Source organism: Gluconobacter sp. ESL1110, assembly GCF_058107395.1.
The window spans coordinates 16,050-40,929 of record NZ_JBYLUK010000004.1; the positions used below are offsets into that span (position 1 = coordinate 16,050).

The following is a 24,880-nucleotide window of genomic DNA, read 5'->3' on the forward strand; positions in this document are numbered from 1 at the left end:
TCCCCGGCTCCTCTTGATGTGTCAGGCTATGAAACGGCAGGTATAGGGCAAGAGCAGGATGGAACAAAACGAAACCATGACCCGTGAAATCCCACTTGCATCCTTTGGTCCAACCGTCTGGGGTGTACCTGATGGAAGCGTAGCCCTCCTGCTGCGCCAGAGACTGTCTGAACATGACGGGCCGCTTTTACATGTTGCTCGGGATGATGCTGCAGTAGCCTCCCTTGCGGACATGCTGGCCTATCTGATGCCCGAAGTCGAAGTCCTGCGTCTGCCTGCGTGGGACTGCCTGCCTTATGACCGCGTCTCTCCGAACTCCGTCATTGTGGCCGAGCGCGTTGGAACACTCTGTCGTCTTCTGGAGCCGACCAAGGCGCGCCGGATTGTTCTGACGACAGTTCACAGCCTTTTGCAGCGGGTGCCGCCGCGTTCCGCCTTCAAAGGGCAGTCCATCAGCGTGGCCACCGGCGAAATGCTGGACCAGTCCATGCTAATCGAAGTTCTGGTCGCCAATGGCTACACCCGGACGGATACCGTCATGGAAGCTGGCGAATTCGCAACGCGTGGCGGGATTTTCGACCTGTTCCCGTCTGGCGCGCCGGACCCGATCCGCCTCGATCTGTTTGGCGATGAAGTCGAGAACATCCGCGCCTTTGACGTCGGGACGCAGCGTTCAACTGAGAAGCTGGCCCGGTTCGAATTGCGTCCCGTTTCTGAATTCTCGCTGGGCCCGGATAGCATCAGCCGCTTCCGGACGGGCTGGCGTGACACGTTCGGCCCGGCTGCCGCATCGGACACGATTTACGAGAATGTCTCGGACGGGCGCCGCTATCCGGGGCTGGAACACTATCTGCCGCTTTTCCACGATGGCGATGGCCATCAGATGGAAACGCTTTTGGATTATCTTCCGGAGGCAGCCGTCAGCTTTGACAGCCACGCACCGGATATTCTGAAAGCCCGGTTGGACATGATTGCGGACCATTATGAGGCCCGCCGCGTGCCGGTGCGGGAAGGGGAAATGCCCTATCGCGCGCTTCCGCCACATCGCTTGTATCTGGATCGGCACGGCTGGGACGCGATGCTTTCCCGCACACCTTCTGTGCTGCTGAATGCTTTCGCCAAGCCAGACCTCGGGGAAGGCATTGATGCGGGCAATCGTCCTGGGCCAATCTTCGCACGCGCCAAGGACGGGTCGCGCGATGGCGTGTTCGAGGCGTTCGGCAAACAGGTGGAAGGCTGGGCAAAGTCTGGTCGCCGCACTTACGTCACAGCTTGGAGTCGCGGTTCGCGGGAGCGAATTGCCCATCTGCTTCAGGAACATGGCCTGACCACGGAAAGCCACGATGACTGGCCGTCCGCTGCGGGGATATCACGCGGAACGGTTGGACTGCTGGTGCTTGGAGTGGAGCGCGGGTTTGTCTCAGACCGGCTGTGTTTCGTTTCTGAGCAGGATCTGCTGGGTGAGCGTATCTCCCGTCCGCCCCGTCGCAAGAAGCGTGGCGAGCAGTTTATTTCCCAGGTTGGAGAGATTGCGGAAGGCGATCTGGTTGTCCATCAGGACTATGGCATCGGGCGCTATGTGGGCTTGCAGACCATCCGCGAAGGTCTGGTGGCGCATGATTACCTCTCCATTTTCTATGATGGAGAGCAGCGGCTTCTTCTTCCGGTTGAGAATATTGAACTTCTAAGCCGATTCGGCTCTGAGCAGGCCAGTGTTCAGCTTGATAAATTGGGCGGTACGGCGTGGCAGGCCCGCAAGGCCAAGATGAAGTCGCGCATCCGCGTCATGGCGGGTGAACTGATTCGAACCGCTGCCGCCCGTGCGATGCGTGAAGCACCGACGCTGGCACCTGCTGAAGGTCTGTGGGACGAATTTTGTGCGCGCTTTGCATTTGTGGAGACTGAAGATCAGTCCCGCGCCATTGCGGATGTTCTGGAAGATATGAGTTCCGGACGTCCGATGGATCGTCTGATTTGTGGCGACGTCGGGTTCGGAAAGACGGAAGTGGCACTGCGGGCAGCCTTCGTGGCCGCTTTGTCTGGCATGCAGGTGGCTGTTGTCGTCCCGACGACGTTGCTGGCGCGTCAGCATTATCGGGGGTTCGTCGCCCGCTTCGAAGGGCTGCCCGTCCGTATTGCCCAGTTGTCGCGCATGGTGACCCCAAAGGAGGCGACGAAAGTTCGCGAAGAGATGGCTGATGGCCGTCTTGATATTGTCATTGGAACGCATGCGTTGCTTGCCAAGACTGTGTCCTTCAATCGCCTTGGCCTTCTAATTATCGATGAAGAACAGCATTTCGGTGTGGCTCATAAGGAAAAGCTCAAGGCTCTGCGTGAAGATGTGCACGTCCTGACGCTGTCCGCCACGCCATTGCCGCGCACGCTTCAGCTATCCCTGTCTGGCGTGCGTGAAATGAGCCTGATCGCCACGCCCCCGACGGACCGTCTGGCTGTCCGCACGTTCATTACGCCGTTTGATAGCGTGATGATCCGTGAGGCCATTCAGCGCGAGCGCTTCCGGGGCGGGCAGGTCTTCTGCGTCCTGCCGCGTCTGGCGGATCTGGATCGGATGGCGGACCGTTTGGCCGAGATCGTACCGGACGCCAAGGTCGTGCAGGCCCATGGCCGTCTAACGCCTACGGAACTCGAACGGGTCATGACCGAGTTTGCGGATGGGAAGTACGATATCCTTCTCTCCACTAATATCGTGGAAAGCGGGTTGGATATGCCCAGCGTGAACACGATTATCATCCATCGGGCGGATATGTTCGGGCTAGGGCAGCTTTACCAGCTTCGTGGGCGCGTGGGGCGTGGCAAGCAGCGTGGTTATGCCTACCTGACCTGGCCGCAGACGAACCCGCTTTCGGCGGCTTCCGAGAAGCGTCTGGAAATCATGCAGACGCTGGATTCTCTGGGAGCAGGGTTTACGCTGGCGTCTCATGATCTGGATCTGCGTGGTGCTGGCAATCTGCTGGGTGATGAGCAGTCCGGTCACATCAAGGAGGTTGGTATCGAGCTGTACCAGCAGATGCTGGAAGACGCGGTTCTGGATCTGCGCCGTGAACGGGGTCGCAAAGCGGAAGAGGATGAGAACTGGACGCCCAATATCATTCTGGGTCTGCCGGTTCTGATCCCGGAAACTTATGTTGCTGACCTGCCTGTTCGACTGGGGCTTTATCGCCGCATCGCATCCCTGAACGGGGAGGCGGAAGTCGAGGCGATGCGTGCTGAACTGGTGGATCGTTTTGGGTCATTGCCTCAGGAAGTTGGCAATCTTCTGGACGTGGTGCTTATCAAGCGTCTGTGCCGTGAAGCAGGCGTGGAGCGTCTGGAAGCCGGGCCGAAGGGCATGGTGCTTCAGTTCCGCAAGAACCGGTTCCGCAACCCCGCCGGGCTGATCGACTGGGCGACACGAAAGAAGGACTCGGGTGTAAAGATTCGCCCGGACCACAAGCTGGCCGTGATCCGGGAAATGACGAACGCCACCCGGATTGGTTTTGCAAAGAAGGTGACGACCGTTCTGTGTAAACTGGTGCGGAAGGTGGAAGACGCGGACTGAGCGCGTCTTCCGGTTCTTTTTAAGGAACGGCGATTGGAAGCGGGATACGATTGACCGTCACAACGCCACCTTGAAGGGCAATGTCCCAACTGGTGGTGTTGCCATTCTGGCGGCCCATCAGGCGGGCGATCGTCAGGGCAGTCACGACCTTGGTGGGTGCCGTCTGGTGAATTTTCTCGATCAGGTCAGCGATGTTGGTGATGCTGACATGAGTGTCGGCAGTTGATGTCGCTGCGGAAGATCCGATCTGGATGGTTCCGGTTCCATCGACCGTGCTGGTGCCGGAGATAGCGTGCAGGGCGTTGATGGTGATCTGCTGTGACGCGCCGGAAAGTCCGTGGATGGTTAGATCAGCCGAGAGTGCGGACGGGATAAGGGGTTGTTTCGAATCGTGGATGCCAGTTCCATTGACCTTCATGCGGAGATCAGGATTGGTCTCAACGGCATTGATGGTCGCGTGCTGAATCGTCATCGTATGGCCGGGGCGAGACAGCTTCACGTTACTCCAGGACGCTTCCGGTGTGCCCTCGTGGATATTATGAACCGTAATGGTCGCATCCTGCCCCTGACACGCCGGGCTCAGGCCGCCGCGGAAGGCGCTGAGGGCTGCATAGGCCGCAGTCGCGTTGAACTGTTCGAGTTTCGATTCTTCAACGGCACCTTTCGGGTCTTTCAGACTGATAGGGCCGATATCCAGTCCGATGCCGGTGCCCGTCAGGGTTGCGTGCATTCCTGAGGCGGAGAACGCATGTGATGCAGCCTGGTGGCCGCTGAGCGAATACGTGAAGCACGAGGCGGGGATATTGGGCAGTGTGTCTGCGAAAGCGGAGGATGCGAAGGCTGGAAGAGCCGTCGCGATGGCCGTCAGAAGAAGGGTGCGGAAAGACATCATGCCCTCGGTGCTGGTGGTGTCCGATCTCTTGGACAGCGTGTTGCTTTAAGATCGTTAAGAGTCTCTTAGGATTATGGAGAGACAATGGTTCCCCAATATCCTTTCTTGCGGGTGAGTGTGCATGTCTTCGTCCATTTCCGCCATGCCAGCGGTGCCGCAGTACCTCTCCATCGTCAAAGATGAGCAGACGGCCGTCACCAAATGGGAGAAGACAAGCACCGACTCCCAACAGGCTTTGACCGCCTTCAAGAGCGAAGCCTCTTCAATCACAACACCGGATCAGCTTCTGAAGAACTACAAGGCACTGAAAGTTGTTCTTGGCGCCTACAACATGTCGTCCAACATTGATCAGACGGCTGTTCTGAAGCAGCTTATGACGCAGGATCCCACGTCCTCTACCTCTCTGGCCCAAAGAAGTGGCAATGCGTCCTGGAAGGCATTTGCCACAGCGTTTTCGGACTGGTCTACGTCGCCTCTGGCGTCAGCCGATACAGTATCCACCATTACGCAGAAGTACCTGACGAACGGATACGAAAGCAGCGTTCAGGAAGAAACGCCGGGTCTGGGCGATGCACTCTATTTCACCCGGACCGTCACGTCTGACACGAAGCTTACAAATATCATGTCGGATTCAAAGCTGCTGAAGGTTGCAGAGAAAGTCGCTGGGTTTGATTCTACCCAATTCGGTGCGCTCGATTATGATCAGCAGGTGCGGTTGCTGGGCGACAAGCTGGATCTAACGCGGCTTAGCACGCCAAAAGGTGTTCAGCGCTTTGCAGAGCAGTATCTGGCGCTTCTGCAGATTAACCCGGACAAGACGACTACTCCCTCCAGTATGTTGACACTCTACGGTAGCAGTGGGTCTTCTGATGGTGTTCTGTCCCTGTTCACGGGCGGCAGCTCTTCAACGTCATCAAACCTTTATTCAGCGCTTTTCTGAGCCTGCTGCGTGACATCGCGGCGGGAGGTCTGTATCGCGGCTAGAGACATCTGGTAGCGAAAAAGGATCTCTTCATGGCGGGACTGGACCCTGAAGACTGGAGCGGCATCCGTGCGATGGGGCACCAGATGCTGGATGCCCTGTTTGATCGTATGGAACATGTCGGGGAAGGGCCAGTCTGGCAGCCTATGCCACAGGACGCTCGTGACGCTCTGAAAACCGGTTTCCCCGAACAAGGTCAGTCGCTCGAAGAGCTGCATGGTCGCTTCACGGATCTTATTGTTCCCTATGGTAATGGGAATACCCATCCGGGTTTCATGGGGTGGGTGCACGGGGCAGGCACGCCCGTAGGGATGCTGGCGGAAATGCTTGCTGGCGGCATGAACGCCAATTGCGGTGGGCGCAGTCATGCTGCCAATGAAGTCGAGCGCGAAGTTATTCGCTGGTCTCTCTCCATGGTGGGTATGCCGGAAGACGGCTCCGGTTGTCTGGTAACCGGGTCGTCCATGGCTAATTTCATCAGCATCATTACGGCTAGTCGTGTGCAGGATATCGCTCTGCGCTCTCAGGGCGTTGGGGGCCGTAAAATGGTTGGCTATGCCGCGACGACCGCGCATGGTTGCCTTCCGAGAGCGTTCGATCTGGCGGGTTTTGGCAGCAATGCCCTCAGGCGGGTCCCGGTTCTGGCAGATCACAGGATGGATCTGGTCGCATTGAAGCGCATGATCAGGGAAGATCGTGAAGCGGGCTACACCCCGTTCATGGTGGCCGGAACAGCCGGAACTGTGGATTGTGGCGCGATTGATGATCTTGCCGGGATCGAAGCGATTGCCCGTGACAACGGGCTCTGGTTTCACGTCGATGCAGCGTTTGGGGCTCTGGCCTGTCTGTCGTCCCGGTTTCAGAAGGCACTCTCCGGTATTGAGAAGGCGGATAGTCTGGCTTTCGATTTCCACAAATGGGCGCAGGTTCCCTATGACGCGGGATGCGTTCTCGTGCGTGATCGAAAAGCGCATGCGGCTGCTTTCGCTCAGTCTCTTGACTATCTGACCCGTGAACCTCGTGGCCTTGCGAGTGGTGCGCCATGGTTCTGTGATTTCGGGCCCGATCTGTCTCGCGGATTTCGTGCGCTCAAGGTCTGGATGACGCTGGGCCATTATGGTTCCCAGCGGATGGGGCAAATGGTTGAAGAGTGCTGCGACGTGGCGGCGAACTTGGCGCATCGTGTTCAGACGGCACCGGGGCTGGTTCTTCTGGCGCCAGTGACTCTGAACATCGTCTGTTTTGGGATTGAGGACCTGTCAGATCAAAGCGTGTCCGAACTGGTGCAGGACCTGCACGAAAGCGGTGTAGCAGCGCCTTCTACGACGCGGATCAATGGTCGGTTGGCGGTGAGGGCGGCGATCGTCAATCACCGCACCACGACCCTCGATACCGACCGTATGCTGGATGCTGTTATCGCGCTCGCCGCTGCCCGACGGGCGTAAAAAGCTCGCTCAACTGAGCCATCATGGTACCGCCCAGGTCTTCGGCGGAGCTGATGGTTACACTGTGTCGATAGTACCGCGTTACGTCATGGCCGATGCCAATGGCCAGAAGCTCGGTGTTGCGATCACTTTCGATCCGCTTGATGACCTCGCGCAGATGGTTCTCAAGATAGTTGTGCGGATTGGCAGAGAAGGTGCTGTCATCCACCGGCGCACCATCTGAAATGACCATCAGAATATGCCGGTGTTCAGGGCGCCGTTTCAGGCGTTTCCAGGCCCAGAGCAGCGACTCTCCGTCAATGTTTTCCTTGAGAAGCCCATCACGCAGCATCAGGCCCAGATTTTTCCGGGCCCGACGCCAAGGGGTGTCTGCGTCCTTATAGATGATGTGACGCAGATCGTTCAGGCGGCCTGGTTCAGGCGGTCGCCCGTTTTTGACCCACTGTTCCCGGCTCTGACCACCTTTCCATTGGCGGGTGGTAAAGCCCAGAACCTCGACCTTGACGCCACAGCGTTCCAGCGTGCGCGCCAGAATATCGCCGCAGATGGCCGCTGTACCAATCGGGCGCCCGCGCATGGAGCCCGAATTGTCGATCAGGAGTGTCACGACCGTATCGCGGAACTCCATTTCGGTTTCATACTTGTAGGACAGCGGCAGGGTCGGATTGGTCACGACACGGGAGAGACGTCCGGCGTCGATAATGCCTTCTTCCTGCTCAAACTCCCAGCGGCGCTGCTGCTGCGCCATGAGGCGGCGTTGCAGACGATGTGCCAGACGCGACACGAGTCCCTGAAGCTGAACAAGCTGCTGGTCAAGTTGCTGCCGGAGACGGTCCAGTTCATCCGGATCGCACAGATCAGCCGCCCCGACTTCCTCGTCAAACTTCGTCGTGTAGGCTTTGTAGGACGACGCTATGCCCGCACCCGTGCCATCGCCCGTCTGATCGGAAGGGCCGGCGGCTTCTTCCGAACCTGTTTCAGGGGAATCGAGCGCGTCGGAAGACATTTCCGTCTCACCTGTGACGCCGCTTTCGCCGCTCTCGGGTTGATACCCGTCTTCCTGATCCGGCTCTTCGCCTGCGGGCGTCTGTTCGTCTTCCTGTGGGACGGCTGCATCGTCTTCAGACTGCTGCTCGTCTTCTGAAAAATCATCAGACGGAGCCTGCTGCTCAATCTCTTCCGGCAGTTCGGTCAGTTGGCACGCACCAAGAAGATGCGTGATCGCTTTGGCGAACGCTGTTTGGTCGCCCTGTGTTTCGGCCATTTCAGCCAGAGCATTCCGCGCAGATGGCGAAAGGGAGGAGCGCCATGCGTCCAGAGCCGGGCCTGCCTGTGAGGGCGCATGTTCGCCGGACATGGCTTCGCGGGCCAGAAAGCCAAGTGCCATGGCGGCGGGCATGTCGTCCTTGGTCGCCATACGATTGCAACCGGCCTCGGCGCATTGCTGGATGACGCGTTGATCCAGATTGGCCCGGACACCTGCCATATGCCGGGAGCCGTAGACTTCACAGCGGGCCTGCTCAAGCGCGGTATAGGCTTCCTGAGCCTGTGGCTCGGGGAAGTGTGCGTCCAGTCCATCTTTGTGGTGACGCAGTTTCAGGGCCGCGGCATCGGCTGCCCCACGGACTTTCTGGATCTCGCGGTCGTGCATACTGCGCGACATGTAAGGCAGCTGAATCGAGTCTGGTGCCGGAGGGGCTGGCAGTCGGTTGCCCACGACCACGCCCTGAAAGTCCACGTTCTGGTCGGGCGTACCGCCGAGAGCGCGAAGGGTCGCGATGGTGGCGCGGCGGAAGCCCTCCTGACGGTTCTCGTCAGGAGGGGAGTTCTTGGGCGCGGACAAGGCTTTTTACTCCACCGGGGAGGCGTTGAAGCAGCGCTGATAGTACTCGGCCACAATCCCGCGCTCTGCTTCGTCACACTTGTTCAGGAAAGTGAGGCGGAAGGCGAAAGCCACGTCATTGAAGATCTGAACGTTTTCTGCCCAGGCGATGACGGAGCGGGGAGACATGACTGTAGAAATGTCTCCAGCCATGAAGCCTGCCCGTGTCAGGTTGGCGAGAGCCACCATCCGCTCGACCATCTTTGTCCGGTCCTTGTCGTCCGCGCCAATTTTCAGCTTGGATGTGACGATGGCGACTTCCTGCTCCAGCGGCAGGTAGTTCAGGGTTGTAACGATGTTCCAGCGGTCCATCTGGCCCTGATTGATCTGCTGGGTGCCGTGATACAGACCCGTCGTGTCTCCAAGTCCGACCGTGTTGGCCGTGGAGAACAAACGGAACGCCGGGTTCGGGCGGATCACGCGGTTCTGGTCGAGAAGGGTCAGGTGACCTTCGGCTTCCAGAACGCGCTGGATCACGAACATCACGTCCGGGCGGCCGGCATCGTACTCGTCAAAGATCAGCGCGCAGGGATGCTGGAGGCACCATGGCAGCAGACCTTCACGGAATTCCGTTACCTGCTTGCCGTCCCGCAGGACGATGGCGTCCTTACCGATCAGGTCAATACGCGACACATGGCTGTCGAGGTTGATGCGGACGCAGGGCCAGTTCAGGCGTGCTGCAATCTGCTCAATGTGTGATGACTTGCCGGTACCGTGAAAGCCCTGAACCATAACGCGGCGGTTATATGCGAAGCCTGCAAGAATGGCGCGGGTCGTGTCTTCGTCGAACTTGTAGGAGTCGTCGATATCGGGAACGTGCTCGGTCCGTACCGAGTAGGCCGGTACCTGAATATCCGTTTTGATGCCGAAGACCTCACGCGAAGACACCATGAGGTCAGGCGCACCGAGAACGCTGGTTGGCACTGTTGAACTTTCAGCGGTGGTGACGGTTTCCGGGGCGTCGATCGTCGCGAAATCACTCATGGGTCTGACGGACTTTCATTGAATTCAGGAATGTTCTGAAAAGATGGGCCTTTGGACCGTATTCTTCCAGAGAGAAAATCAGGAAACGAACTCTGATTCGCGACTGAAATGCGTTTTCAAAACCGAATAGGCGGCTCCGATAGCTTTGAAACGCTCTTCAGCTTTCTGATCACCGATATTCGCATCCGGATGATGACGACGTGCCAAGGCGCGATAGCGGGTTTTTACGTCATCCAGAGAGACAGGCCAGGAGAGGTCCAGTGTCGCCAGCGGTTGGCGGAGTGGCTCTGGTGGCCCACTGGCAGCGGCACGCTGTCGCGCGCTTTCCTTTGCCCGCTCAGCACGATTCCGACGGCTGGCGCCGAGAATATCCAACGGGTCGAGAATATCCTCTTCGTTGAACTCAGCCTTGTTGGCCGTGCCGGTACCGAGTTTCCATGAAGGGCGTTGCCAGGACGTATCGGCCCGCAGATGGGCCTCGATCTGGCCGGGTGTCATGCCACGGTAGAAATCCCAGCGGGAATTATATTCGCGCACATGATCAAGGCAGAACCAGAAGTAGGATCGCAGGGCATCCCGCCCGCGGGGTGCGCGATAGCCGGCACGTTCCGCGCAGCCCGGATGGTCGCAGGTCTGGTCCGGTGCCTCTGGATCGGGGTCAAAAGCCCGATGTCTGGTAGATTTACGCTGCATGGTGTCTGATATGGGCAATGTGAGCCGCCTGATGCAAGCGGACAAACCAAGTCGGATTTAATTGACCATGACACAGCCCCTTACAAGACGGGACAGAATTGCCGAAATTCTCACGCAGGAACTGGCGCCCTCCGTGCTGGAAATCCAGGACGACAGCGCCCGTCACGCTCATCATGCCGGGGCCAAAGCTCTTGGTAATCCGGGGGAAACGCATTTCAATATTGCTATCACCAGTGCGAAGTTTGATGGTCTGAACCGGATTGCCCGGCATCGTCTGGTGAACGGATTGCTCGCCGGGGAGTTTGAAACGGGACTACATGCCCTGTCTCTTGTTCTCCACGGAGAAACCACTCCATGAAGCGTGCCCTTCTGGCTCTTCTGTTTCTGTCTGGCTGCGCCACGAGCGGCTATGGCCATCTTCCTGCTGACCAACAGGCAGATGTACATCGCATTGAAACCTATATGAACGGTGTGACCGGGATGCGGGCGTCATTCAACCAGATTGGCCCGGATGAGGGGCATAGTTCTGGACGATTCGTTTACATGCCTGGGCATCTGCGCCTCGACTATGTAACTCCACACATCATGGAGCTTGTCGCGGGTGACGGTCATCTTGTGCTGGATGATATGGACAGTGGGGCCGTGACGCATCTGTCTCTGAAGCGGAATCCGCTGGGCCTGCTTCTGCATCATCCGATCCGCTTTGATCGGGATATTCAGGTTACGGATGTCAGGAGAGGGCAGGGATCGCTTCAGATTTCCGTGGCTGAGGCAAACAACCCCTCTCAGGGTCTTCTGACACTTCAGTTCTCTGACATGGACGGTAAGTTGTCCCTGATGGGTCTTCAGGGCGTGGATGCCCGTCAGAACCGTTTCAGCGTGTCATTGAACAGCGTGGAAGAGGGTGTGGCGTTCACACCCACGGTTTTCACTCCTCCTGGGGGATAGATCCGAAATGCGCTGGCCATGCTGCGGCCAGCGCCTCGTCCAGATCCTGCATGGTCAGGGCTGGATTGAAGCGGCGAAGACTCGTGACGCCAAATTCCCGGATGCCGCAGGGAACAATTCCATCGAAATCGTCCAGAGCCGGGTCAAGATTAATCGAGACACCGTGCCAGCTGACCCAGCGGCTGACGCGGATGCCAAGGGCGGCGATTTTTGCTTCCTGACCGCTCAAAGGATCAACGGTCCAGACGCCGATGCGCCCATCACGGGTGAACGCTTCCACACCGAGGCGTGCCAGCGTCTCGATGATCCAGTGTTCCAGCCCTTTCACGAACGCTCTTAGATCGCGCGGAGGGATGGTACCGTTCTGCTGGCCAAGATTTAGCATGACATAGGCTAATCGTTGACCGGGACCATGATAGGTCCACTGTCCGCCACGTCCTGCGCTGTAGGTCGGGTATCCATGAGGGTTGTAGAGATCTTCCGGGCGGGCAGATGTTCCCGCAGTAAAGATCGGAGGATGTTCTACCAACCAGACGAGAGGGTAGGCAGTGCCCTCATGGATTTGGCGGGAACGCGTTGCCATGAAATCCAGGGCTTCAGGATAAGGTGTCAGTCCGTCTGATTTTTTCCACAAAATTTCTTCACAAATATCGTTTCTGGTCATTGCTCTCGCTTCAGGCTTCGGCTATATCGCCCCTCACCGGACGGTCTTGCACTACACAAGACGGTTTGTCACGGGGCGGCCGTGGCGGAATGGTAGACGCGCAAGCTTGAGGTGCTTGTGGGGGCAACCCCGTGGAAGTTCGAGTCTTCTCGGCCGCACCATTTCCCTTTTGAGGGGAATGGAAAAATTCTCGAAAAAATCATAAAAACAGAACTCCCCCTGAATGCCAGAGTTAAGGCATCCAGAGTGGTGTTTTGCGTCTGTGCCATTTTATTGCCAGACTGCTAATCCACCGTTATGCCTTTCTATGTTTTCATCAGAACGTTGTGAGCTTCGGCTCGGCGGTCGGATGATTGTTCTGGCTGATGTGTGAGGTTTCGTGATCAAGCCCCTGAAGAAAGCAGTCCTTCCCGTTGCAGGACTTGGAACGCGGTTCCTTCCGGCGACCAAGGCGATGCCAAAGGAAATGCTTCCTGTCGTCGACAAGCCGCTGATCCAGTACGCCATCGATGAAGCGCGCGAAGCTGGCATCGAAGAATTCTGCCTCGTCACTGGACGCGGTAAAGACAGCTTGATCGATTATTTCGATATCGCTTACGAGCTTGAGGCAACGCTGAAAGAGCGTGGCAAGAAGAGCGCGCTTGAAGCCCTGCAGCCCAGCAGCGTGCAGGCTGGCTCACTTGTGGCTGTCCGTCAGCAGGAGCCGCTGGGCCTTGGTCATGCTATCTGGTGCGCCCGGTCCTTTATCGGTAACGACCCGTTTGCCATTCTTCTTCCGGATGACATCGTAAAGAGCGGCCGCAGCTGCGTTGCTCAGCTTGTGGATGCCTACAATCAGACGGGCGGTAACGTCGTTGCCGTAACGGAAGTACCGCGCGAGCATACCAATCGTTACGGTATTCTGGATGTCGGTGCGGACGACGGTCGCCTCGTGGAAGTGAAGGGGCTGGTTGAGAAGCCAAATCCTGAAGATGCTCCGTCCAATCTGTCGATCATTGGTCGTTACGTGCTGACGGCTGATGTGATGAAGCATCTTTCCAAGCTGGAGCGTGGCGCTGGTAACGAAGTGCAGCTGACGGATGCAATGGCCAAGATGATCGGGCATGTCCCGTTCCATGGTCTGCGCTATGAGGGTACGCGCTATGACTGTGGTGACAAGGCTGGCTTCCTGGAAGCACAGATTGCCTTCTCGATTGATCGCCCTGACCTGGGTGATGCGGTGAAGGCGTTCCTCAAGAAGTATGTCGACGCTGTTTGATGTCTTTCAGGCACGATTTTGATCCAACCAGTCTCCGCGAATACGATATTCGCGGAATTGTTGGAAAAACGCTTCACCCCGAAGACGCTTTTGCGATTGGTCGTACTTTTGCGAGCATGGTCATTCGGCAGGGTGGGCGTAGCGTTGTCGTTGGTTTTGACGGAAGGTTGTCTTCTCCCGCTCTTGAAGATGCCCTTGTCAAAGGCGCCGTAGAATCTGGTGCGGATGTTATCCGCATCGGCTGCGGCCCGACGCCCATGCTCTATTTTGCGTCCGTTGCCCTGAAGGCTGACGGCGCAATCATGGTTACGGGAAGTCATAATCCGCCGGATTATAACGGCTTCAAGATGATGAGTGCTGGTAAGCCGTTTTACGGAGACCAGATTCGTGAGCTGGGGCATCTGGCTGCAGCAGGAAATGTTGTTCCCGCGACTGAGGGAACGTCGCGAAGTGAAGAGATTTCCGGCGCTTATATTACCCGCCTCCTTCAGGATTATGATGGGTCACGCCCGCTCAAGGTCGTGTGGGATAATGGTAACTCGGCTGCGGGCGACGTTCTGTGTCGGCTGGTTGAAAAATTGCCAGGTGAACATACGGTCTTGTTTCCGGAAATTGACGGTCATTTCCCGAATCATCACCCCGATCCTACCGTTCCCAAAAACCTTCAGGATCTGATTCTTAAGGTTAAGGACACAGGTGCGGATCTTGGCATCGCCTTTGATGGTGACGCAGATCGGATCGGTGTGGTGGATGATCAGGGGCAAATTCTCTGGGGGGACCAGATTCTGGTACTTCTGGCCCGTCATGTTCTCCGGGAGTATCCCGGCGCAACGATCATTGCAGATGTGAAGGCCAGCAAGGTTTTCTTTGATGAGGTCGAGAAAGCAGGCGGTCAGCCGCTGATGTGGAAGACCGGCCATTCTTTGGTAAAAACCAAAATGGCTGAGACAAAGGCCCCTTTGGCTGGCGAAATGTCGGGGCATATTTTCTTTGCCGATAAATGGTATGGCTTCGATGATGCACTTTATGCGGCGGTGCGGTTTATAGGGATTGTCTCTCGACTGGGGCAGCCGCTTTCACAGGTTCGACGTGCATTGCCAGAAACAGTCAGTACGCCTGAGCTGCGTTTTGATTGCGCCGATACGCGAAAATTTGACGTGATAGCTGAGGTTGCAAAGCGCCTTCGGAGTGAAGGCGCTGACGTCTCTGAAATCGATGGTGTGCGCGTCAATACAGAGGACGGATGGTGGCTCTTGCGTGCGTCCAATACCCAGGCGGTTCTGGTGGCTCGGGCAGAAGCCCTGACCTCTGCAGGACTTGACCGTCTGAAGCAGGCTCTGGCGCTTCAGCTTGACGCTTCAGGCCTCATGGCACCGGATTTTTCTGGTGAAAACGCTGGGCACTGAGGGTCTTTTCATGGCATGGACAACGAGATGTCCATGCCATTTCAGTCTTTTCTAGAGCCCGGCCAGATCGTGCAGCATCCTGACTATCCGGAATGGGGTTGGGGTCAGGTTCAGTCTGCAATTGCGGAGCGCGTGACCGTCAATTTTCAGAACGAGGGTAAGGTTCTGATTGACGCTTCGCGGGTGACGCTAAAGCTGGTGCAGTCCTGATTGCTAAGCATACTGCCGCCGTTTTTTTCTCGCTGTTGCCGGACACTTCTTGATTTGGCGCTTCCGCCAGTCTGTTCCGGGTGTGGGGCCGATGTCCTGACAGAGGGAGCATTCTGCTCTGACTGTTTCTCCTCCGCCCGGCGCATTATTTCCCCCTGCTGTGACCGGTGCGGGACACCACTGATCAATGAAACTTATGGGGGTGCCAGAAGAATCTGCGTTTCCTGTCAATTGAAGCCTCCCGTCTGGCGTCAGGCGCGCGCGGCCTTTGTTTATGATGATTGGTCGCGGCGGATGATCCTTCCTCTGAAATATTCTGACAGAACGGAAAATGCAGCCGTTCTTTCCCAGGAAATGGGAAGGGCCGGAAAAGTCTTGCTGGAGCAGGCAACAGTATTGGTGCCTGTGCCGATGTACCGGGGGAAACTGTGGAGGCGTCGTTACAATCAGGCTGCGCTTCTCGCTCATGGATTGGCGCGTCGCAATAAGGTTCCTGCTTTGCTGGATGGGCTTGAGCGCAGGCGGGCAACCAGAGCGCTTGCTCGGCTTTCTCCAAAAGAACGTTATGCTGAAATTGCAGATACGATTGTTGTTCGGCCAGAGCGTGAAAAACGAATTGTAGGGCAGGCCGTTCTATTGGTGGACGATGTGTTGACAACAGGAGCGACGGCATCGGTCTGCGCGGATGCACTCTTGAAGGCGGGAGCATTATCGGTGGATATTCTCGTTGCAGCCCGGACCGGCAAGGGCGATGAACGGGATGTTCCGTATCCCGAGGAGTAAAAAACCATATGTCAAAAATTGAAATTTTCACGCAGCCGGGATGCCCATACTGTGTTCATGCTGTCGATCTCCTCAGATCGAAGGGTGTAGCTTTCCAGGAGATCAATGCGCCCCATGGGACGCCGGAGCGGGAGGAGGCTATTGCGCGGTCGGGACGCCGGACTGTTCCGCAGGTCTTCGTGAACGGAACGCCTCTCGGCGGGTGCGATGATATTGTGGCGCTGGATCGAGCAGGGCGGCTTGATTCCCTGCTTGGCGGTGTCTGAGTGCGGTGGGGATTGATCCTGTCGGGTCTGCTGGCGTGCCTGTCTCCTTCAATGGGGCGGGCCGCGGCTACCGCTGATGTTTCTTCGTCTGCCGGTCCTTCTGAACTGGGTCTTTGGTTGTCCGGGGGGAAGGATGGTGTCTTCTCGATCGAACGCTGTGGAAGCAACGGGAATGCCCTGTGTGGCAAGCTGGTCGGCATGGACTATGATGGGGAAATGCCGAAAGACACCTGGGGTCGAGCTGAGTGCGGCTTATGGATGTTGACAGACTTTGTACCAGTTGAAGACCACAAATGGGGTGGCCACATTCTTGATCCACGGAGCGGACGTGTTTATCAGGCCTACATCTGGCTTTCGGAGCCGAATGTCCTGAAGCTGCGGGGCTATGTTCTGGGAATGCCTCTGTTGGGGAAAACCGAGACCTGGACCCGGTATACCGGTGGCGCCTTTGGCGCGCAGTGCAAGATGCCTCCGCAGCCTCACTGAGAAACTATCATGGCAGACCGTATCCTTCTGATATGGTCTTTCAGAAATGCGCAGGTCCGATGTGGCCTTGGCATCTGCCAAACTGAAAGGACCGTGGAACCATTATGTCCCACCCCGTTTCCCGTCGCGATTTTGCGCTTGGACTTGCTGCTGGTGCCGTTGCAACCGGTGTTGCAGGAACGTCTCATGCGGCGGACGAGCCCACAGTCATTCCCGTTCCGCCACCGCCGCCGAAGCCTGTTTCCAAGACGGTCTGTTTCGTCGGCGGATACACCAAGCATGCTCCGCCTGGCGGAGCAGGAAACGGGCAGGGAATTGCTGTCTTCGAAATGGATCGTGAATCCGGCGTTCTGACGCCGATCACGACTTATACCGATATTGCCAGTCCTTCGTTCATCACGCTGTCTGCGGATAATCATTTCCTATACGCTCTCAGCGAGATTGATGATTATAACAAGGATGGGCATGGGTCTGTTACGGCATTTGCCGTGGATCAGAAGACTGGCTCCCTGCGCAAGCTGAACGTAGTCAGTTCCGGCGGGGCCGTTCCGGCGCATCTGAGTGTGCACCACTCAGGGCGTTATGTGCTGGTGGCGAATTATGTGGGAGGCTGTGTAGCCGTTCTGCCGATCCGGAGTGATGGTTCTCTGGGAGAGGCAACGGACGTCGTTCATAACACTGGTCCGCGTCAGCCAGAGCGTGCAGCCGACAATCCGCAGGGCAACTTCGCCGTTTCAGATCATTCCGGATCGCATCCGCATATGATCCGCTCTGATCCTAGTGGGCGATTTGTGATTGCGGATGATGCTGGGCTGGATCGGGTCTATGTCTGGACACTGAACCTGACGACCGGAAAGCTGATTCCGGCCAAGACGCCGTATTACGATATGGAGCCTGGTTCTGCGCCGCGTCACTTCGAGTTTAATCATTCGGGGCGCATCATGTACAATCTGTGTGAGCAAAACTCGAAGATCGTGGTCTCTAGCTTCGATCCGCTGACGGGTGTCATCACGAACATCCAGACCGTCAGCACGGTCACGCCGCATTTCCGTGGCTCAACGCTGGCTGCAGAAATTCTGATCTCGGCGAGCGGAAAGTATGTCTATGCCTCCAACCGTTTAGGCGATTCTCTGGCTGTGTTTGCGATTGCGGCGGATGGAACACTGTCCTTGCAGGATGAAGTCTGGATGCATGCCGATTATGGCCGTGCCATGATGTTTGATCCGTCTGGAACATTCCTGTTCTGCGCTAACCAGCGTTCGGATGCGGTGACGTCCTTCAAGGTGGACAAGAACACCGGACAGCTTGCGTTTACGGAGAACTTTACGCCTGTCGGTAGCCCGACGACGTTTGCGTTCATGAATACGCAGGTCTGACCTTCCATGAAAAAGGCGCTCTTCAGAGCGCCTTTTTTGTTTCAGCCCTTCGTGAACATTGCGATATAATTCACGCCAGTGTCGCGGGTCGTGCGCCAGCGCGGGGGCAGGTAGCTCATGCCGGCAATATCGGTCATGCGCAGACCGGCGTTACGGGCCATGGCTGCCAGCTCTTCCGGCTTGATGAATTTCTTCCAGTCATGTGTGCCGACGGGCAGCATCCGCAGAATGTATTCCGCGCCTAGCTTTGCCATGGCGAATGAACGCGGTGTGCGGCTCATCGTAGATACTGCAACCATGCCTCCCGGTCGGGTCAGGGTTGCAAGCATGTGCAGGAAGTCCTGCGGATCGTTGACGTGCTCGATGACTTCTAGGGCTGACACGACGTCGAATTTTACGCCTTCCTCGACCAGATCTTCCGCGCTGCCATTGCGATAAGTCAGGGGGGCGGCACTTGGTGGCAGTGGGTAGTTAGCCTGATGCGCGCGGGCTGCTTCGATCCCGTCTGGGCTTGCATCAAGACCGAGTGTCTCGAACCCTAGCTTTGCAAAGGCTTCGCTGGCGAGGCCTGCGCCGCAGCCGATATCGAGCAGGGAAAGGCGTTCTCCTTTGGACGGCTTGAGAGAAGTTGTCCGGGAAGCGACCCAGTCCGTACGCAAGGGGTTCATGGCGTGAAGAGGGGCCATCGGGCCGCGAGGGTTCCACCAGTCTTTGGCCAGTGCGCTGAAATGGGCAATTTCGGAATCGGAAACGGAAGAGCGATGTGAGGTGCTTCCGGAAACGGTTTCTGAGGCCATCAGAACTGTCCTTCTGTGTGCCCGCATGATGCCGTCGGCTGGACGCGGCGTGGCGAGACGAGTATGTGGACCGGCAGAGTCTGTTCAGAAGACCGGCCGGCAAATCTGTTTTGTGCCGTATCCGATGCCAGACCCGAGCGCGCAACGCCAGACACGTACTGGAGCCTTATCCGCGATGTCCATGTCCGATACTCCCGTTCACGACCAGGTTTCCGGTCGTGCCGATACTCTTTCCATGTCTGTGGATAGCGGGAAACGGAAAACGATCGTCATGAAATTCGGCGGAACATCCGTCGGAACAATTGAACGCATCCGGATCGTTGCGCAGCGGGTCAAAGCCGAGCATGCGCAGGGGCGTCGTGTGGCTGTTGTTGTGTCGGCCATGGCAGGTGTGACCAATCAGATGGTTGGATACTGTGCCGAACTGGACCCGCTGGCAGACCCGAAGGAATATGATGCCGTCGTAGCCTCTGGCGAGCAGGTCACGAGTGGTCTTGTGGCTATTGCGCTACAGGCTATCGGCGTTCCGTCACGCTCTTTTCAGGGCTGGCAGATCCCGCTTGTGACAGATGACGCGCACGGGAAAGCATCCATTGATGGCGTTGACGGTACTGAACTGCTGAAATGTCTTGATAATGGTGTTGTGCCGGTTATCGCTGGTTTCCAGGGTGTAGGTCCGGATAACCGGATTGCCACACTGGGGCGTGGCGGATCAGACACATCTGCGGTAGCGATTGCCGCTGCGATCCATGCGGATCAATGTGACATCTATACGGATGTTGATGGAATTTATACGACGGACCCGCGTATCGTGAAGCGTGCGCGGAAGCTGGATCGCATCACATATGAAGAGATGCTTGAGCTTGCTTCCGTAGGCGCCAAGGTTCTTCAGACCCGGAGTGTCGGGCTGGCGATGCGCGAGGGAGTTCGTGTGCGTGTGCTGTCGTCATTTTCCGAAACGGATGATGACAGTGGGTCGATTGTGGTGGATGAGGACGAGATCGTGGAGAAGGAACTGGTTGCGGGCATTGCCAGCTCGCATGATGAAGCAAAGCTCTCCGTCCGGCGTATTCCGGACCGCCCGGGCATCGCGGCGGCCATTTTCGGACCTCTGGCTGCGGCAAACATCAATGTGGACATGATCGTGCAGAGCACGGGCGTTGACCGCATGACGAACATGACCTTTACGGTCGGCAAGAGCGACGAGGCGGCAGCCCGCGCTGTTCTGGAAAAGGCTCATGCCGATATCCAGTATGGTGAGCTTGAGACATCTCACAACGTTGTGAAGATTAGTGTTGTTGGTGTTGGCATGCGCTCCAATGCCGGACTTGCGGCGACCATGTTCGGCACTCTGGCGGAGCGCGGAATCAACGTGCAGGTGATTTCCACGAGCGAAATCAAGATCTCCGTCCTGATTGATTCGGAATACAAAGAGCTTGCGATGCGTGCACTGCACACCGCGTACGGGCTGGACAAGAAAGAGGAACCCTCTACGTGAGTGCAATGACGGACGCCCGCGAAACCCTGAACCGCCTCTGGAAGCCAGGATGTGACTTCCTGGGCAGCGAAGTCGCCATTCTTGGCGGCGCGATGTCTTGGGTGAGCGAGCGCAATCTTGTCTCCGCCATTTCCAATGCTGGCGGCTTTGGTGTGATTGCGTGCGGCGCGATGACGCCGGAGCGCCTTGAGGAAGAAATCGTTGCCACGCAGGCTCTGACGAAGCGCCCGTTTGGTGTGAACCTTATCACCATGCATCCTGAACTGGATCGGCTGGTGGACGTATGTCTTGCACATAACGTCTCCCATGTTGTTCTGGCGGGTGGTGTGCCGACTAGTGCCACGATCAAGCGTGTCCGTGATGGCGGAGCGCGTGCGATTGGTTTCGCGCCTGCACTGGCTTTGGGCAAGCGTCTGGTGAAGCTGGGTATTGAAGCACTCATTATTGAAGGATCGGAAGCAGGTGGCCATGTTGGGCCGGTTTCCCTGACGGTCCTGGCGCAGGAAATCCTGCCGCACATCAAGGACGTTCCTGTCTTTGTGGCAGGTGGTCTGGGTCGTGGCGATGCCATCGTGTCCTATCTTGAGCAGGGCGCTTCCGGTGCACAGCTTGGAACGATCTTTGCGGCGTCCCAAGAAAGTATCGCACACGAGAACTTCAAGAAGGCGTTCCTGCGGGCCAATGCCCGTGATGCCGTGACATCCGTGCAGCTTGATGAGCAGTTCCCGGTCATTCCGGTACGTGGTCTTGCCAATGCGGGGAGCCGTGGCTTCCTGAAGCATCAGGCAGAAACGATCCGGAAGTTCCAGAATGGCGATGTGAGCAAAGAAGATGCTCAGCTTTCCATCGAGCATTTCTGGGCTGGTGCGCTGCGTCGCGCCGTGATGGATGGTGACGTCGATAACGGGTCTGTCATGGCTGGCCAGTCTGTCGGTATGGTCAAGGAGATCCGTCCGGTGTCCGAAATCATCGCTACGCTCGTGGAGCAGGCTGTGGAAGCCATTGCAAAGCGGGAAGACCGCGTTCACGCTCCCGCCTGATCAGGTTATTCAGCCATGTCACCTCCTTCCGATATCCGCACGATGCCGCTTCGCTCAGACCAGCCGAGTGTTGGAACGATCCTGCGTACGCGTCGGGAGGAGTTGGGGTGGCAGATTGAGGATGTGGCTCAGTGGCTGCGGATCCGTAGCCGTCTTCTGGTTGCACTGGAGGCGGATGATCTGTCGTCCCTGCCGGGTGTTGCCTATGCCGTAGGTTTCCTGCGGACATATGCTCATGCCATGCAACTGGATGCCGATGGTCTGGTTGCACGCTTCCGCCAGGAATATCGCGGTGTTGTTAACCGCAAGACGGATCTTGTTTTTCCTCAACCGGAGGGAGAGCGCGGCCTGCCAGTCGGGCTTCTGGTCGGGGCAGGGCTTGTTGTTGTCGTTGCCGCCTATGCGGGTTGGTATCGGTTTGCCTCGCATGAAAGCCCGGCTGATCGCCGGGTTCCGGCTGTTGCGGAGTTGATGCCAGGCGCTGCAACGCCCGCAACGACCTCTCCGCAGGTTGCATCGGTCATGCCGGGACGTGCGCCTACGCCGGAACCGCATGTTTCGCAGTCTGTAGCGCCCGCCATGACGCCACCTGTTGAGGCGCCGTCTGCACAGGCTTTGCCGCAGGCTGTTCCTCCGGCGTCTCAGGTCAAGCCCGCTCCTGCCGTTACGGCAGAAGCTGAGGCCGGTTCTGAAGATGCAGATCAGAACGCCGGAGACCAGTTCGGTCCTGCCACGAATGCGCCAGCAGAAACTCCCGCTCCGGCTGTGCCTGTCGGATCAGTTGTTGTGCGTCTGCTTGCTCCTGTCTGGATGCAGGTCAAGGATAAGGACGGCCATGTTCTTGTCTCGCGTGTTCTCAAAGCCGGAGAAAGCTGGCAGGGCGACGCGGCAGGTGCTCCTTTCCGAATGTCATTTGGCAATGCCGGAGGCGTGGTTCTTTCAACGGATGGTACGACCAGTGCGCCTCTCGGGCGTCAAGGTGAGGTTCGTCGGAACGTCGAGGTTACGGCAGAAGCCATCAAGTCTGGGGCATTTGGCAATGGCGTTGCCTTGCCTGCGCAACCTGCGTCTGAGCCGTCAAATCCGTCTGCTGTTCCTGAGGCGGTTGATGCATCGCAGGATAGTCCTGCACCTGTTGTGAAACCCGTGCCGCATCGGGCAAAAGCGCCTGCAAAGCCTCCCGCAGAACTTTCTGCTGACGATCTGAACGCCCGGCAACTGGATCAATCGTCTTCATCGCATTAAACAGGGGCCAAGCCCCTGACCCACAGGACCCGGTTTGTCCGGGCACGAAGAGGTAAATCATGAGCAGCTACCGCCCCTATCAGCACATCGAGCGTCGCAAGTCGCGCCAGATTCATGTCGGCAAGGTTGCGGTCGGTGGTGATGCGCCGATCTCCGTGCAGACCATGACCAACACCCTGACATCCGACGCGCAGGCGACGATCGACCAGATCCGTCTGGCCGAACTGGCAGGTGTAGATATTGTCCGCGTGTCGTGCCCGGATGAAGCTAGCACGGAAGCCCTGAAGGAGATCGTGCACGAAGTGAACGTGCCGATCGTTGCGGACATTCACTTCCACTACAAGCGCGCTATCGAAGCTGCGAAGGCCGGCGCGGCCTGTCTGCGTATCAATCCGGGTAATATCGGTAGTGCCGAGCGTGTTCGTGAAGTTGTGAACGCCGCCAAGGATTACGGCTGTTCCATCCGTATCGGCGTGAATGCCGGTTCGCTGGAAAAGCACCTTCTGGAAAAGTATGGTGAGCCTAACCCGGAAGCACTGGTTGAAAGTGCTCTGGAACACGCCAAGATCCTTCAGGACCATGATTTTCATGAGTTCAAGATCAGCGTGAAGGCGTCTGACGTGTTTATGGCGGTTGCAGCCTATCAGCAGCTTGCAGACTGCTGTGACCACCCACTGCACATCGGCATCACTGAAGCTGGTTCCAAGCGTGCCGGTACGGTGAAGTCTTCCATCGGTCTGGGCAATCTGCTCTGGGCGGGCGTGGGTGACACGATGCGTGTTTCGCTTTCGGCTCCTCCGGAAGAGGAGGTGCTGGTAGGCTGGGACATCCTCAAATCCTTGGGTCTGCGTCATCGCGGTGTGAAGATCATTTCCTGCCCGTCCTGTGCGCGTCAGGGTTTCAATGTGGTCGAGACAGTTCAGACGCTTGAAGATCGCCTCCAGCATATCAAGACACCGTTGACGCTCTCCATCATCGGATGCGTTGTGAATGGTCCGGGTGAAGCTCTCATGACCGATATCGGTGTGACCGGCGGCGGCTCTGGTCGCCACATGGTTTACTCCGCTGGTCGCCAGGATCATACGATGCCAGCCGAAGACATGATCGAGCACATTGTGGATCTGGTTGAAACCAAAGTTGCCGCTATCGAAGCGGACAAGGCTCAGACCGAAGCTGCTGCTGCCGCTGAAGCCGCCAAGCAGATGGATCCGGCGAGCCACTGATGTCAGGACTGCAACCGCCTCGCGGCACACACGACCTCATCGGCGACACCATGCGCCGTCACCACCATGTGGTGGAAACAGCGCGCTCGGTTCTGGAAACCTACGGGTTTGAGGAATGGAGCACGCCAATCTTCGAAGACACTCGGGTTTTCTCCCGTACGCTCGGTGAGACATCCGATGTCGTGTCCAAGGAGATGTACACGTTCGAGGATCGGGGCGGCGAGAGCATCACGCTGCGTCCAGAGAACACGGCCTCCATCTGCCGTGCGCTCGTGACGAATGGCCTGACCCAGTCGCTGCCTCAGAAGGCGTTCTATCAGGGGCCGATGTTCCGTTATGAACGTCCTCAGAAGGGGCGGTATCGCCAGTTCCACCAGATTGGTGCGGAACTGCTGGGTGCCGAAGGGCCGTTGCGGGATGCTGAAGTCATCACGATGGCTTACGACATCCTTAAGGCTCTTGGTCTGTCCGAACATGTTGTTCTGGAACTGAATACGCTGGGTGATATTGCGTCCCGTCAGGCATGGCGTGAGGCGCTGGTCGCTTATTTCCGCCAGCATGCTGATGCTCTTTCGGAAGAGAGCCGGGTGCGTCTTGAGGTAAATCCTCTGCGTATTCTGGATAGCAAATCCGAGCAGGATCGGGCGCTTCTGGCGGATGCCCCGGCGTTTGCAGACTATCTGAACGATGAGTCCCGCAAGTTCTGGGATGATCTGCGGTCTTACCTGACGGCCTTTGGCGTGGAGTTTGTTGAGAACCCGCGGATCGTACGTGGCCTTGATTACTACAGCCACACGGCTTTCGAGTTTGTGACAACCAAGCTGGGTGCGCAGGGTACTGTTCTGGCTGGCGGGCGTTATGAAGGTCTGGTCGAGCAGATGGGTGGCCCTGCCATTCCGGCGATTGGCTGGGCTGGCGGTATCGAACGTCTTGCGCTTCTGCTGGAAGAAACACCTTCCGTTGCGGCTGGTATTGCGATCGTTCCCATGGGCGATGAAGCGGTTCTTAAGGGGGCGGCCATTGCACGTGCTCTTCGTGAAGCCGGTTTACGTGCGGAGATCGAGACGCGTGGCAACATGAAGAAGCGTATGGAGCGCGTCGTAAAGTCTGGTGCGTCCCATGCGGTTGTTCTCGGCGATGAAGAACTTGCGCGTGGCGTTGTACAGCTTCGGGACCTTGGTGCCCGTGAGCAGGAGGAAGTGGCCATATCCGACCTCGTACAGGCTCTGAAAGGCGCCTGAGA

At 57.5% G+C, this 24,880-nt stretch carries 23 protein-coding genes, 1 tRNA gene and 1 pseudogene; 19 read left to right on the plus strand and 6 right to left on the minus strand.

What is annotated here, in order from left to right; genetic code table 11:
- Window positions 1-58 precede the first annotated feature (58 nt).
- A complete protein-coding gene (mfd, locus tag AC3B6F_RS01365; RefSeq protein ID WP_489823144.1) occupies window positions 59-3,559 on the plus strand; it encodes a transcription-repair coupling factor in 3,501 nt (1,166 codons plus the stop codon).
- A 19-nt stretch (window positions 3,560-3,578) separates the two neighbouring features.
- On the opposite strand, the gene AC3B6F_RS01370 is transcribed toward mfd, so the two are convergent.
- On the minus strand, window positions 3,579-4,451 hold the full coding sequence (locus AC3B6F_RS01370) for a DUF2125 domain-containing protein (protein ID WP_489823145.1): 873 nt from the start codon (window positions 4,449-4,451) through the stop codon (window positions 3,579-3,581).
- A gap of 121 nt (window positions 4,452-4,572) precedes the next feature.
- On the opposite strand from AC3B6F_RS01370, the gene AC3B6F_RS01375 reads away from it, so the two are divergent.
- Complete coding sequence (locus tag AC3B6F_RS01375; protein ID WP_489823146.1) at window positions 4,573-5,391, plus strand: DUF1217 domain-containing protein; 819 nt, start codon at window positions 4,573-4,575, stop codon at window positions 5,389-5,391.
- Between the two features lie 74 nt (window positions 5,392-5,465).
- Entirely contained in the window at window positions 5,466-6,878 is a 1,413-nt protein-coding gene (locus tag AC3B6F_RS01380; protein ID WP_489823147.1) for a pyridoxal phosphate-dependent decarboxylase family protein, read from the plus strand.
- Here the strand turns inward: AC3B6F_RS01380 and AC3B6F_RS01385 are convergent.
- From AC3B6F_RS01385 to AC3B6F_RS01395, 3 genes are all read right to left on the minus strand, one after another.
- Window positions 6,847-8,721, minus strand: coding sequence for a cobaltochelatase CobT-related protein (locus tag AC3B6F_RS01385; RefSeq protein ID WP_489823148.1), 1,875 nt, complete (start codon window positions 8,719-8,721; stop codon window positions 6,847-6,849). The two genes, AC3B6F_RS01380 and AC3B6F_RS01385, sit on opposite strands and share 32 nt — an antisense overlap.
- A gap of 6 nt (window positions 8,722-8,727) precedes the next feature.
- Entirely contained in the window at window positions 8,728-9,744 is a 1,017-nt protein-coding gene (gene cobS, locus AC3B6F_RS01390) for a cobaltochelatase subunit CobS (protein WP_489823149.1), read from the minus strand.
- A gap of 78 nt (window positions 9,745-9,822) precedes the next feature.
- Complete coding sequence (locus AC3B6F_RS01395; protein ID WP_489823150.1) at window positions 9,823-10,437, minus strand: J domain-containing protein; 615 nt, start codon at window positions 10,435-10,437, stop codon at window positions 9,823-9,825.
- 67 nt (window positions 10,438-10,504) lie between these two features.
- Here AC3B6F_RS01395 and AC3B6F_RS01400 point away from each other — a divergent pair, with 67 nt between their 5' ends.
- On the plus strand, window positions 10,505-10,795 hold the full coding sequence (locus tag AC3B6F_RS01400) for a BolA family protein (protein ID WP_211568670.1): 291 nt from the start codon (window positions 10,505-10,507) through the stop codon (window positions 10,793-10,795).
- Entirely contained in the window at window positions 10,792-11,385 is a 594-nt protein-coding gene (locus tag AC3B6F_RS01405; protein WP_211568671.1) for a LolA family protein, read from the plus strand. The genes AC3B6F_RS01400 and AC3B6F_RS01405 overlap by 4 nt, the downstream gene beginning before the upstream one ends.
- Here the strand turns inward: AC3B6F_RS01405 and lipB are convergent.
- Window positions 11,366-12,049 (minus strand): lipoyl(octanoyl) transferase LipB, encoded by a 684-nt coding sequence (gene lipB / locus AC3B6F_RS01410; protein ID WP_489823151.1) that lies wholly within the window; start codon window positions 12,047-12,049, stop codon window positions 11,366-11,368. The two genes, AC3B6F_RS01405 and lipB, sit on opposite strands and share 20 nt — an antisense overlap.
- A gap of 75 nt (window positions 12,050-12,124) precedes the next feature.
- On the opposite strand from lipB, the gene AC3B6F_RS01415 reads away from it, so the two are divergent.
- The 9 genes and pseudogenes from AC3B6F_RS01415 to AC3B6F_RS01455 all read left to right on the plus strand — a co-directional run bounded on the left by AC3B6F_RS01415 (window position 12,125) and on the right by AC3B6F_RS01455 (window position 17,834).
- Window positions 12,125-12,210 (plus strand) — tRNA-Leu (locus AC3B6F_RS01415).
- 218 nt (window positions 12,211-12,428) lie between these two features.
- Complete coding sequence (gene galU / locus AC3B6F_RS01420; RefSeq protein ID WP_010501497.1) at window positions 12,429-13,307, plus strand: UTP--glucose-1-phosphate uridylyltransferase GalU; 879 nt, start codon at window positions 12,429-12,431, stop codon at window positions 13,305-13,307.
- Window positions 13,307-14,713: a phosphoglucomutase/phosphomannomutase PgmG gene (gene pgmG, locus AC3B6F_RS01425; RefSeq protein WP_489823152.1), complete on the plus strand. Its 1,407-nt coding sequence runs from the start codon at window positions 13,307-13,309 to the stop codon at window positions 14,711-14,713. The genes galU and pgmG overlap by 1 nt, the downstream gene beginning before the upstream one ends.
- Window positions 14,714-14,740: 27 nt before the next feature.
- Window positions 14,741-14,923, plus strand: a complete 183-nt coding sequence (locus tag AC3B6F_RS01430) for a DUF3553 domain-containing protein (RefSeq protein ID WP_051400821.1) — start codon at window positions 14,741-14,743, stop codon at window positions 14,921-14,923.
- A gap of 54 nt (window positions 14,924-14,977) precedes the next feature.
- A pseudogene (locus tag AC3B6F_RS01435) lies at window positions 14,978-15,142 on the plus strand (double zinc ribbon domain-containing protein); the annotation flags it as partial.
- 75 nt (window positions 15,143-15,217) lie between these two features.
- Window positions 15,218-15,706 carry a ComF family protein gene (locus AC3B6F_RS01440; protein ID WP_489823206.1) on the plus strand — a complete coding sequence of 163 codons (489 nt, stop codon included), beginning with the start codon at window positions 15,218-15,220 and terminating at the stop codon, window positions 15,704-15,706.
- Window positions 15,707-15,714: 8 nt separating this feature from the next.
- Entirely contained in the window at window positions 15,715-15,972 is a 258-nt protein-coding gene (grxC, locus tag AC3B6F_RS01445) for a glutaredoxin 3 (protein ID WP_010501504.1), read from the plus strand.
- Window positions 15,973-16,458: a DUF2147 domain-containing protein gene (locus AC3B6F_RS01450; protein WP_489823153.1), complete on the plus strand. Its 486-nt coding sequence runs from the start codon at window positions 15,973-15,975 to the stop codon at window positions 16,456-16,458. It begins immediately after the preceding gene.
- Between the two features lie 104 nt (window positions 16,459-16,562).
- Window positions 16,563-17,834: a lactonase family protein gene (locus AC3B6F_RS01455; protein WP_061933147.1), complete on the plus strand. Its 1,272-nt coding sequence runs from the start codon at window positions 16,563-16,565 to the stop codon at window positions 17,832-17,834.
- Window positions 17,835-17,875: 41 nt separating this feature from the next.
- Here the strand turns inward: AC3B6F_RS01455 and ubiG are convergent, their stop codons facing one another.
- Window positions 17,876-18,631: a bifunctional 2-polyprenyl-6-hydroxyphenol methylase/3-demethylubiquinol 3-O-methyltransferase UbiG gene (gene ubiG, locus AC3B6F_RS01460; RefSeq protein ID WP_489823154.1), complete on the minus strand. Its 756-nt coding sequence runs from the start codon at window positions 18,629-18,631 to the stop codon at window positions 17,876-17,878.
- A 175-nt stretch (window positions 18,632-18,806) separates the two neighbouring features.
- Here ubiG and AC3B6F_RS01465 point away from each other — a divergent pair, with 175 nt between their 5' ends.
- From AC3B6F_RS01465 to hisS, 5 genes are read left to right on the plus strand one after another with little or no spacing between them, the layout of a single operon-like run.
- Window positions 18,807-20,129, plus strand: coding sequence for an aspartate kinase (locus AC3B6F_RS01465; RefSeq protein WP_034880370.1), 1,323 nt, complete (start codon window positions 18,807-18,809; stop codon window positions 20,127-20,129).
- Window positions 20,130-20,134: 5 nt separating this feature from the next.
- Window positions 20,135-21,169 (plus strand): NAD(P)H-dependent flavin oxidoreductase, encoded by a 1,035-nt coding sequence (locus tag AC3B6F_RS01470; RefSeq protein ID WP_026017415.1) that lies wholly within the window; start codon window positions 20,135-20,137, stop codon window positions 21,167-21,169.
- A gap of 15 nt (window positions 21,170-21,184) precedes the next feature.
- A complete protein-coding gene (locus AC3B6F_RS01475; RefSeq protein ID WP_489823155.1) occupies window positions 21,185-22,414 on the plus strand; it encodes a helix-turn-helix domain-containing protein in 1,230 nt (409 codons plus the stop codon).
- Window positions 22,415-22,473: 59 nt separating this feature from the next.
- Window positions 22,474-23,637, plus strand: coding sequence for a flavodoxin-dependent (E)-4-hydroxy-3-methylbut-2-enyl-diphosphate synthase (gene ispG / locus AC3B6F_RS01480; protein WP_023942620.1), 1,164 nt, complete (start codon window positions 22,474-22,476; stop codon window positions 23,635-23,637).
- Complete coding sequence (hisS, locus tag AC3B6F_RS01485; protein ID WP_489823156.1) at window positions 23,637-24,878, plus strand: histidine--tRNA ligase; 1,242 nt, start codon at window positions 23,637-23,639, stop codon at window positions 24,876-24,878. Before ispG ends, hisS begins: the two co-directional genes overlap by 1 nt.
- Window positions 24,879-24,880 lie beyond the last annotated feature (2 nt).

What these genes read in the sequence shown, in the direction of transcription:
- mfd (WP_489823144.1), top strand. Translation starts at nt 59, where the DNA reads ATGGAACAAAACGAAACCATGACCCGTGAAATCCCACTTGCATCCTTT.
- ispG (WP_023942620.1), top strand. Translation starts at nt 22,474, where the DNA reads ATGAGCAGCTACCGCCCCTATCAGCACATCGAGCGTCGCAAGTCGCGC.
- hisS (WP_489823156.1), top strand. Translation starts at nt 23,637, where the DNA reads ATGTCAGGACTGCAACCGCCTCGCGGCACACACGACCTCATCGGCGAC.
- AC3B6F_RS01440 (WP_489823206.1), top strand. Translation starts at nt 15,218, where the DNA reads ATGATCCTTCCTCTGAAATATTCTGACAGAACGGAAAATGCAGCCGTT.
- grxC (WP_010501504.1), top strand. Translation starts at nt 15,715, where the DNA reads ATGTCAAAAATTGAAATTTTCACGCAGCCGGGATGCCCATACTGTGTT.
- AC3B6F_RS01370 (WP_489823145.1), bottom strand. Translation starts at nt 4,451, where the DNA reads ATGATGTCTTTCCGCACCCTTCTTCTGACGGCCATCGCGACGGCTCTT.
- AC3B6F_RS01470 (WP_026017415.1), top strand. Translation starts at nt 20,135, where the DNA reads ATGACGGACGCCCGCGAAACCCTGAACCGCCTCTGGAAGCCAGGATGT.
- AC3B6F_RS01430 (WP_051400821.1), top strand. Translation starts at nt 14,741, where the DNA reads ATGTCCATGCCATTTCAGTCTTTTCTAGAGCCCGGCCAGATCGTGCAG.
- AC3B6F_RS01400 (WP_211568670.1), top strand. Translation starts at nt 10,505, where the DNA reads ATGACACAGCCCCTTACAAGACGGGACAGAATTGCCGAAATTCTCACG.
- AC3B6F_RS01475 (WP_489823155.1), top strand. Translation starts at nt 21,185, where the DNA reads ATGTCACCTCCTTCCGATATCCGCACGATGCCGCTTCGCTCAGACCAG.
- lipB (WP_489823151.1), bottom strand. Translation starts at nt 12,049, where the DNA reads ATGACCAGAAACGATATTTGTGAAGAAATTTTGTGGAAAAAATCAGAC.
- AC3B6F_RS01465 (WP_034880370.1), top strand. Translation starts at nt 18,807, where the DNA reads ATGTCCATGTCCGATACTCCCGTTCACGACCAGGTTTCCGGTCGTGCC.
- AC3B6F_RS01375 (WP_489823146.1), top strand. Translation starts at nt 4,573, where the DNA reads ATGTCTTCGTCCATTTCCGCCATGCCAGCGGTGCCGCAGTACCTCTCC.
- AC3B6F_RS01455 (WP_061933147.1), top strand. Translation starts at nt 16,563, where the DNA reads ATGTCCCACCCCGTTTCCCGTCGCGATTTTGCGCTTGGACTTGCTGCT.
- AC3B6F_RS01380 (WP_489823147.1), top strand. Translation starts at nt 5,466, where the DNA reads ATGGCGGGACTGGACCCTGAAGACTGGAGCGGCATCCGTGCGATGGGG.
- AC3B6F_RS01395 (WP_489823150.1), bottom strand. Translation starts at nt 10,437, where the DNA reads ATGCAGCGTAAATCTACCAGACATCGGGCTTTTGACCCCGATCCAGAG.
- AC3B6F_RS01405 (WP_211568671.1), top strand. Translation starts at nt 10,792, where the DNA reads ATGAAGCGTGCCCTTCTGGCTCTTCTGTTTCTGTCTGGCTGCGCCACG.
- pgmG (WP_489823152.1), top strand. Translation starts at nt 13,307, where the DNA reads ATGTCTTTCAGGCACGATTTTGATCCAACCAGTCTCCGCGAATACGAT.
- cobS (WP_489823149.1), bottom strand. Translation starts at nt 9,744, where the DNA reads ATGAGTGATTTCGCGACGATCGACGCCCCGGAAACCGTCACCACCGCT.
- ubiG (WP_489823154.1), bottom strand. Translation starts at nt 18,631, where the DNA reads ATGGCCTCAGAAACCGTTTCCGGAAGCACCTCACATCGCTCTTCCGTT.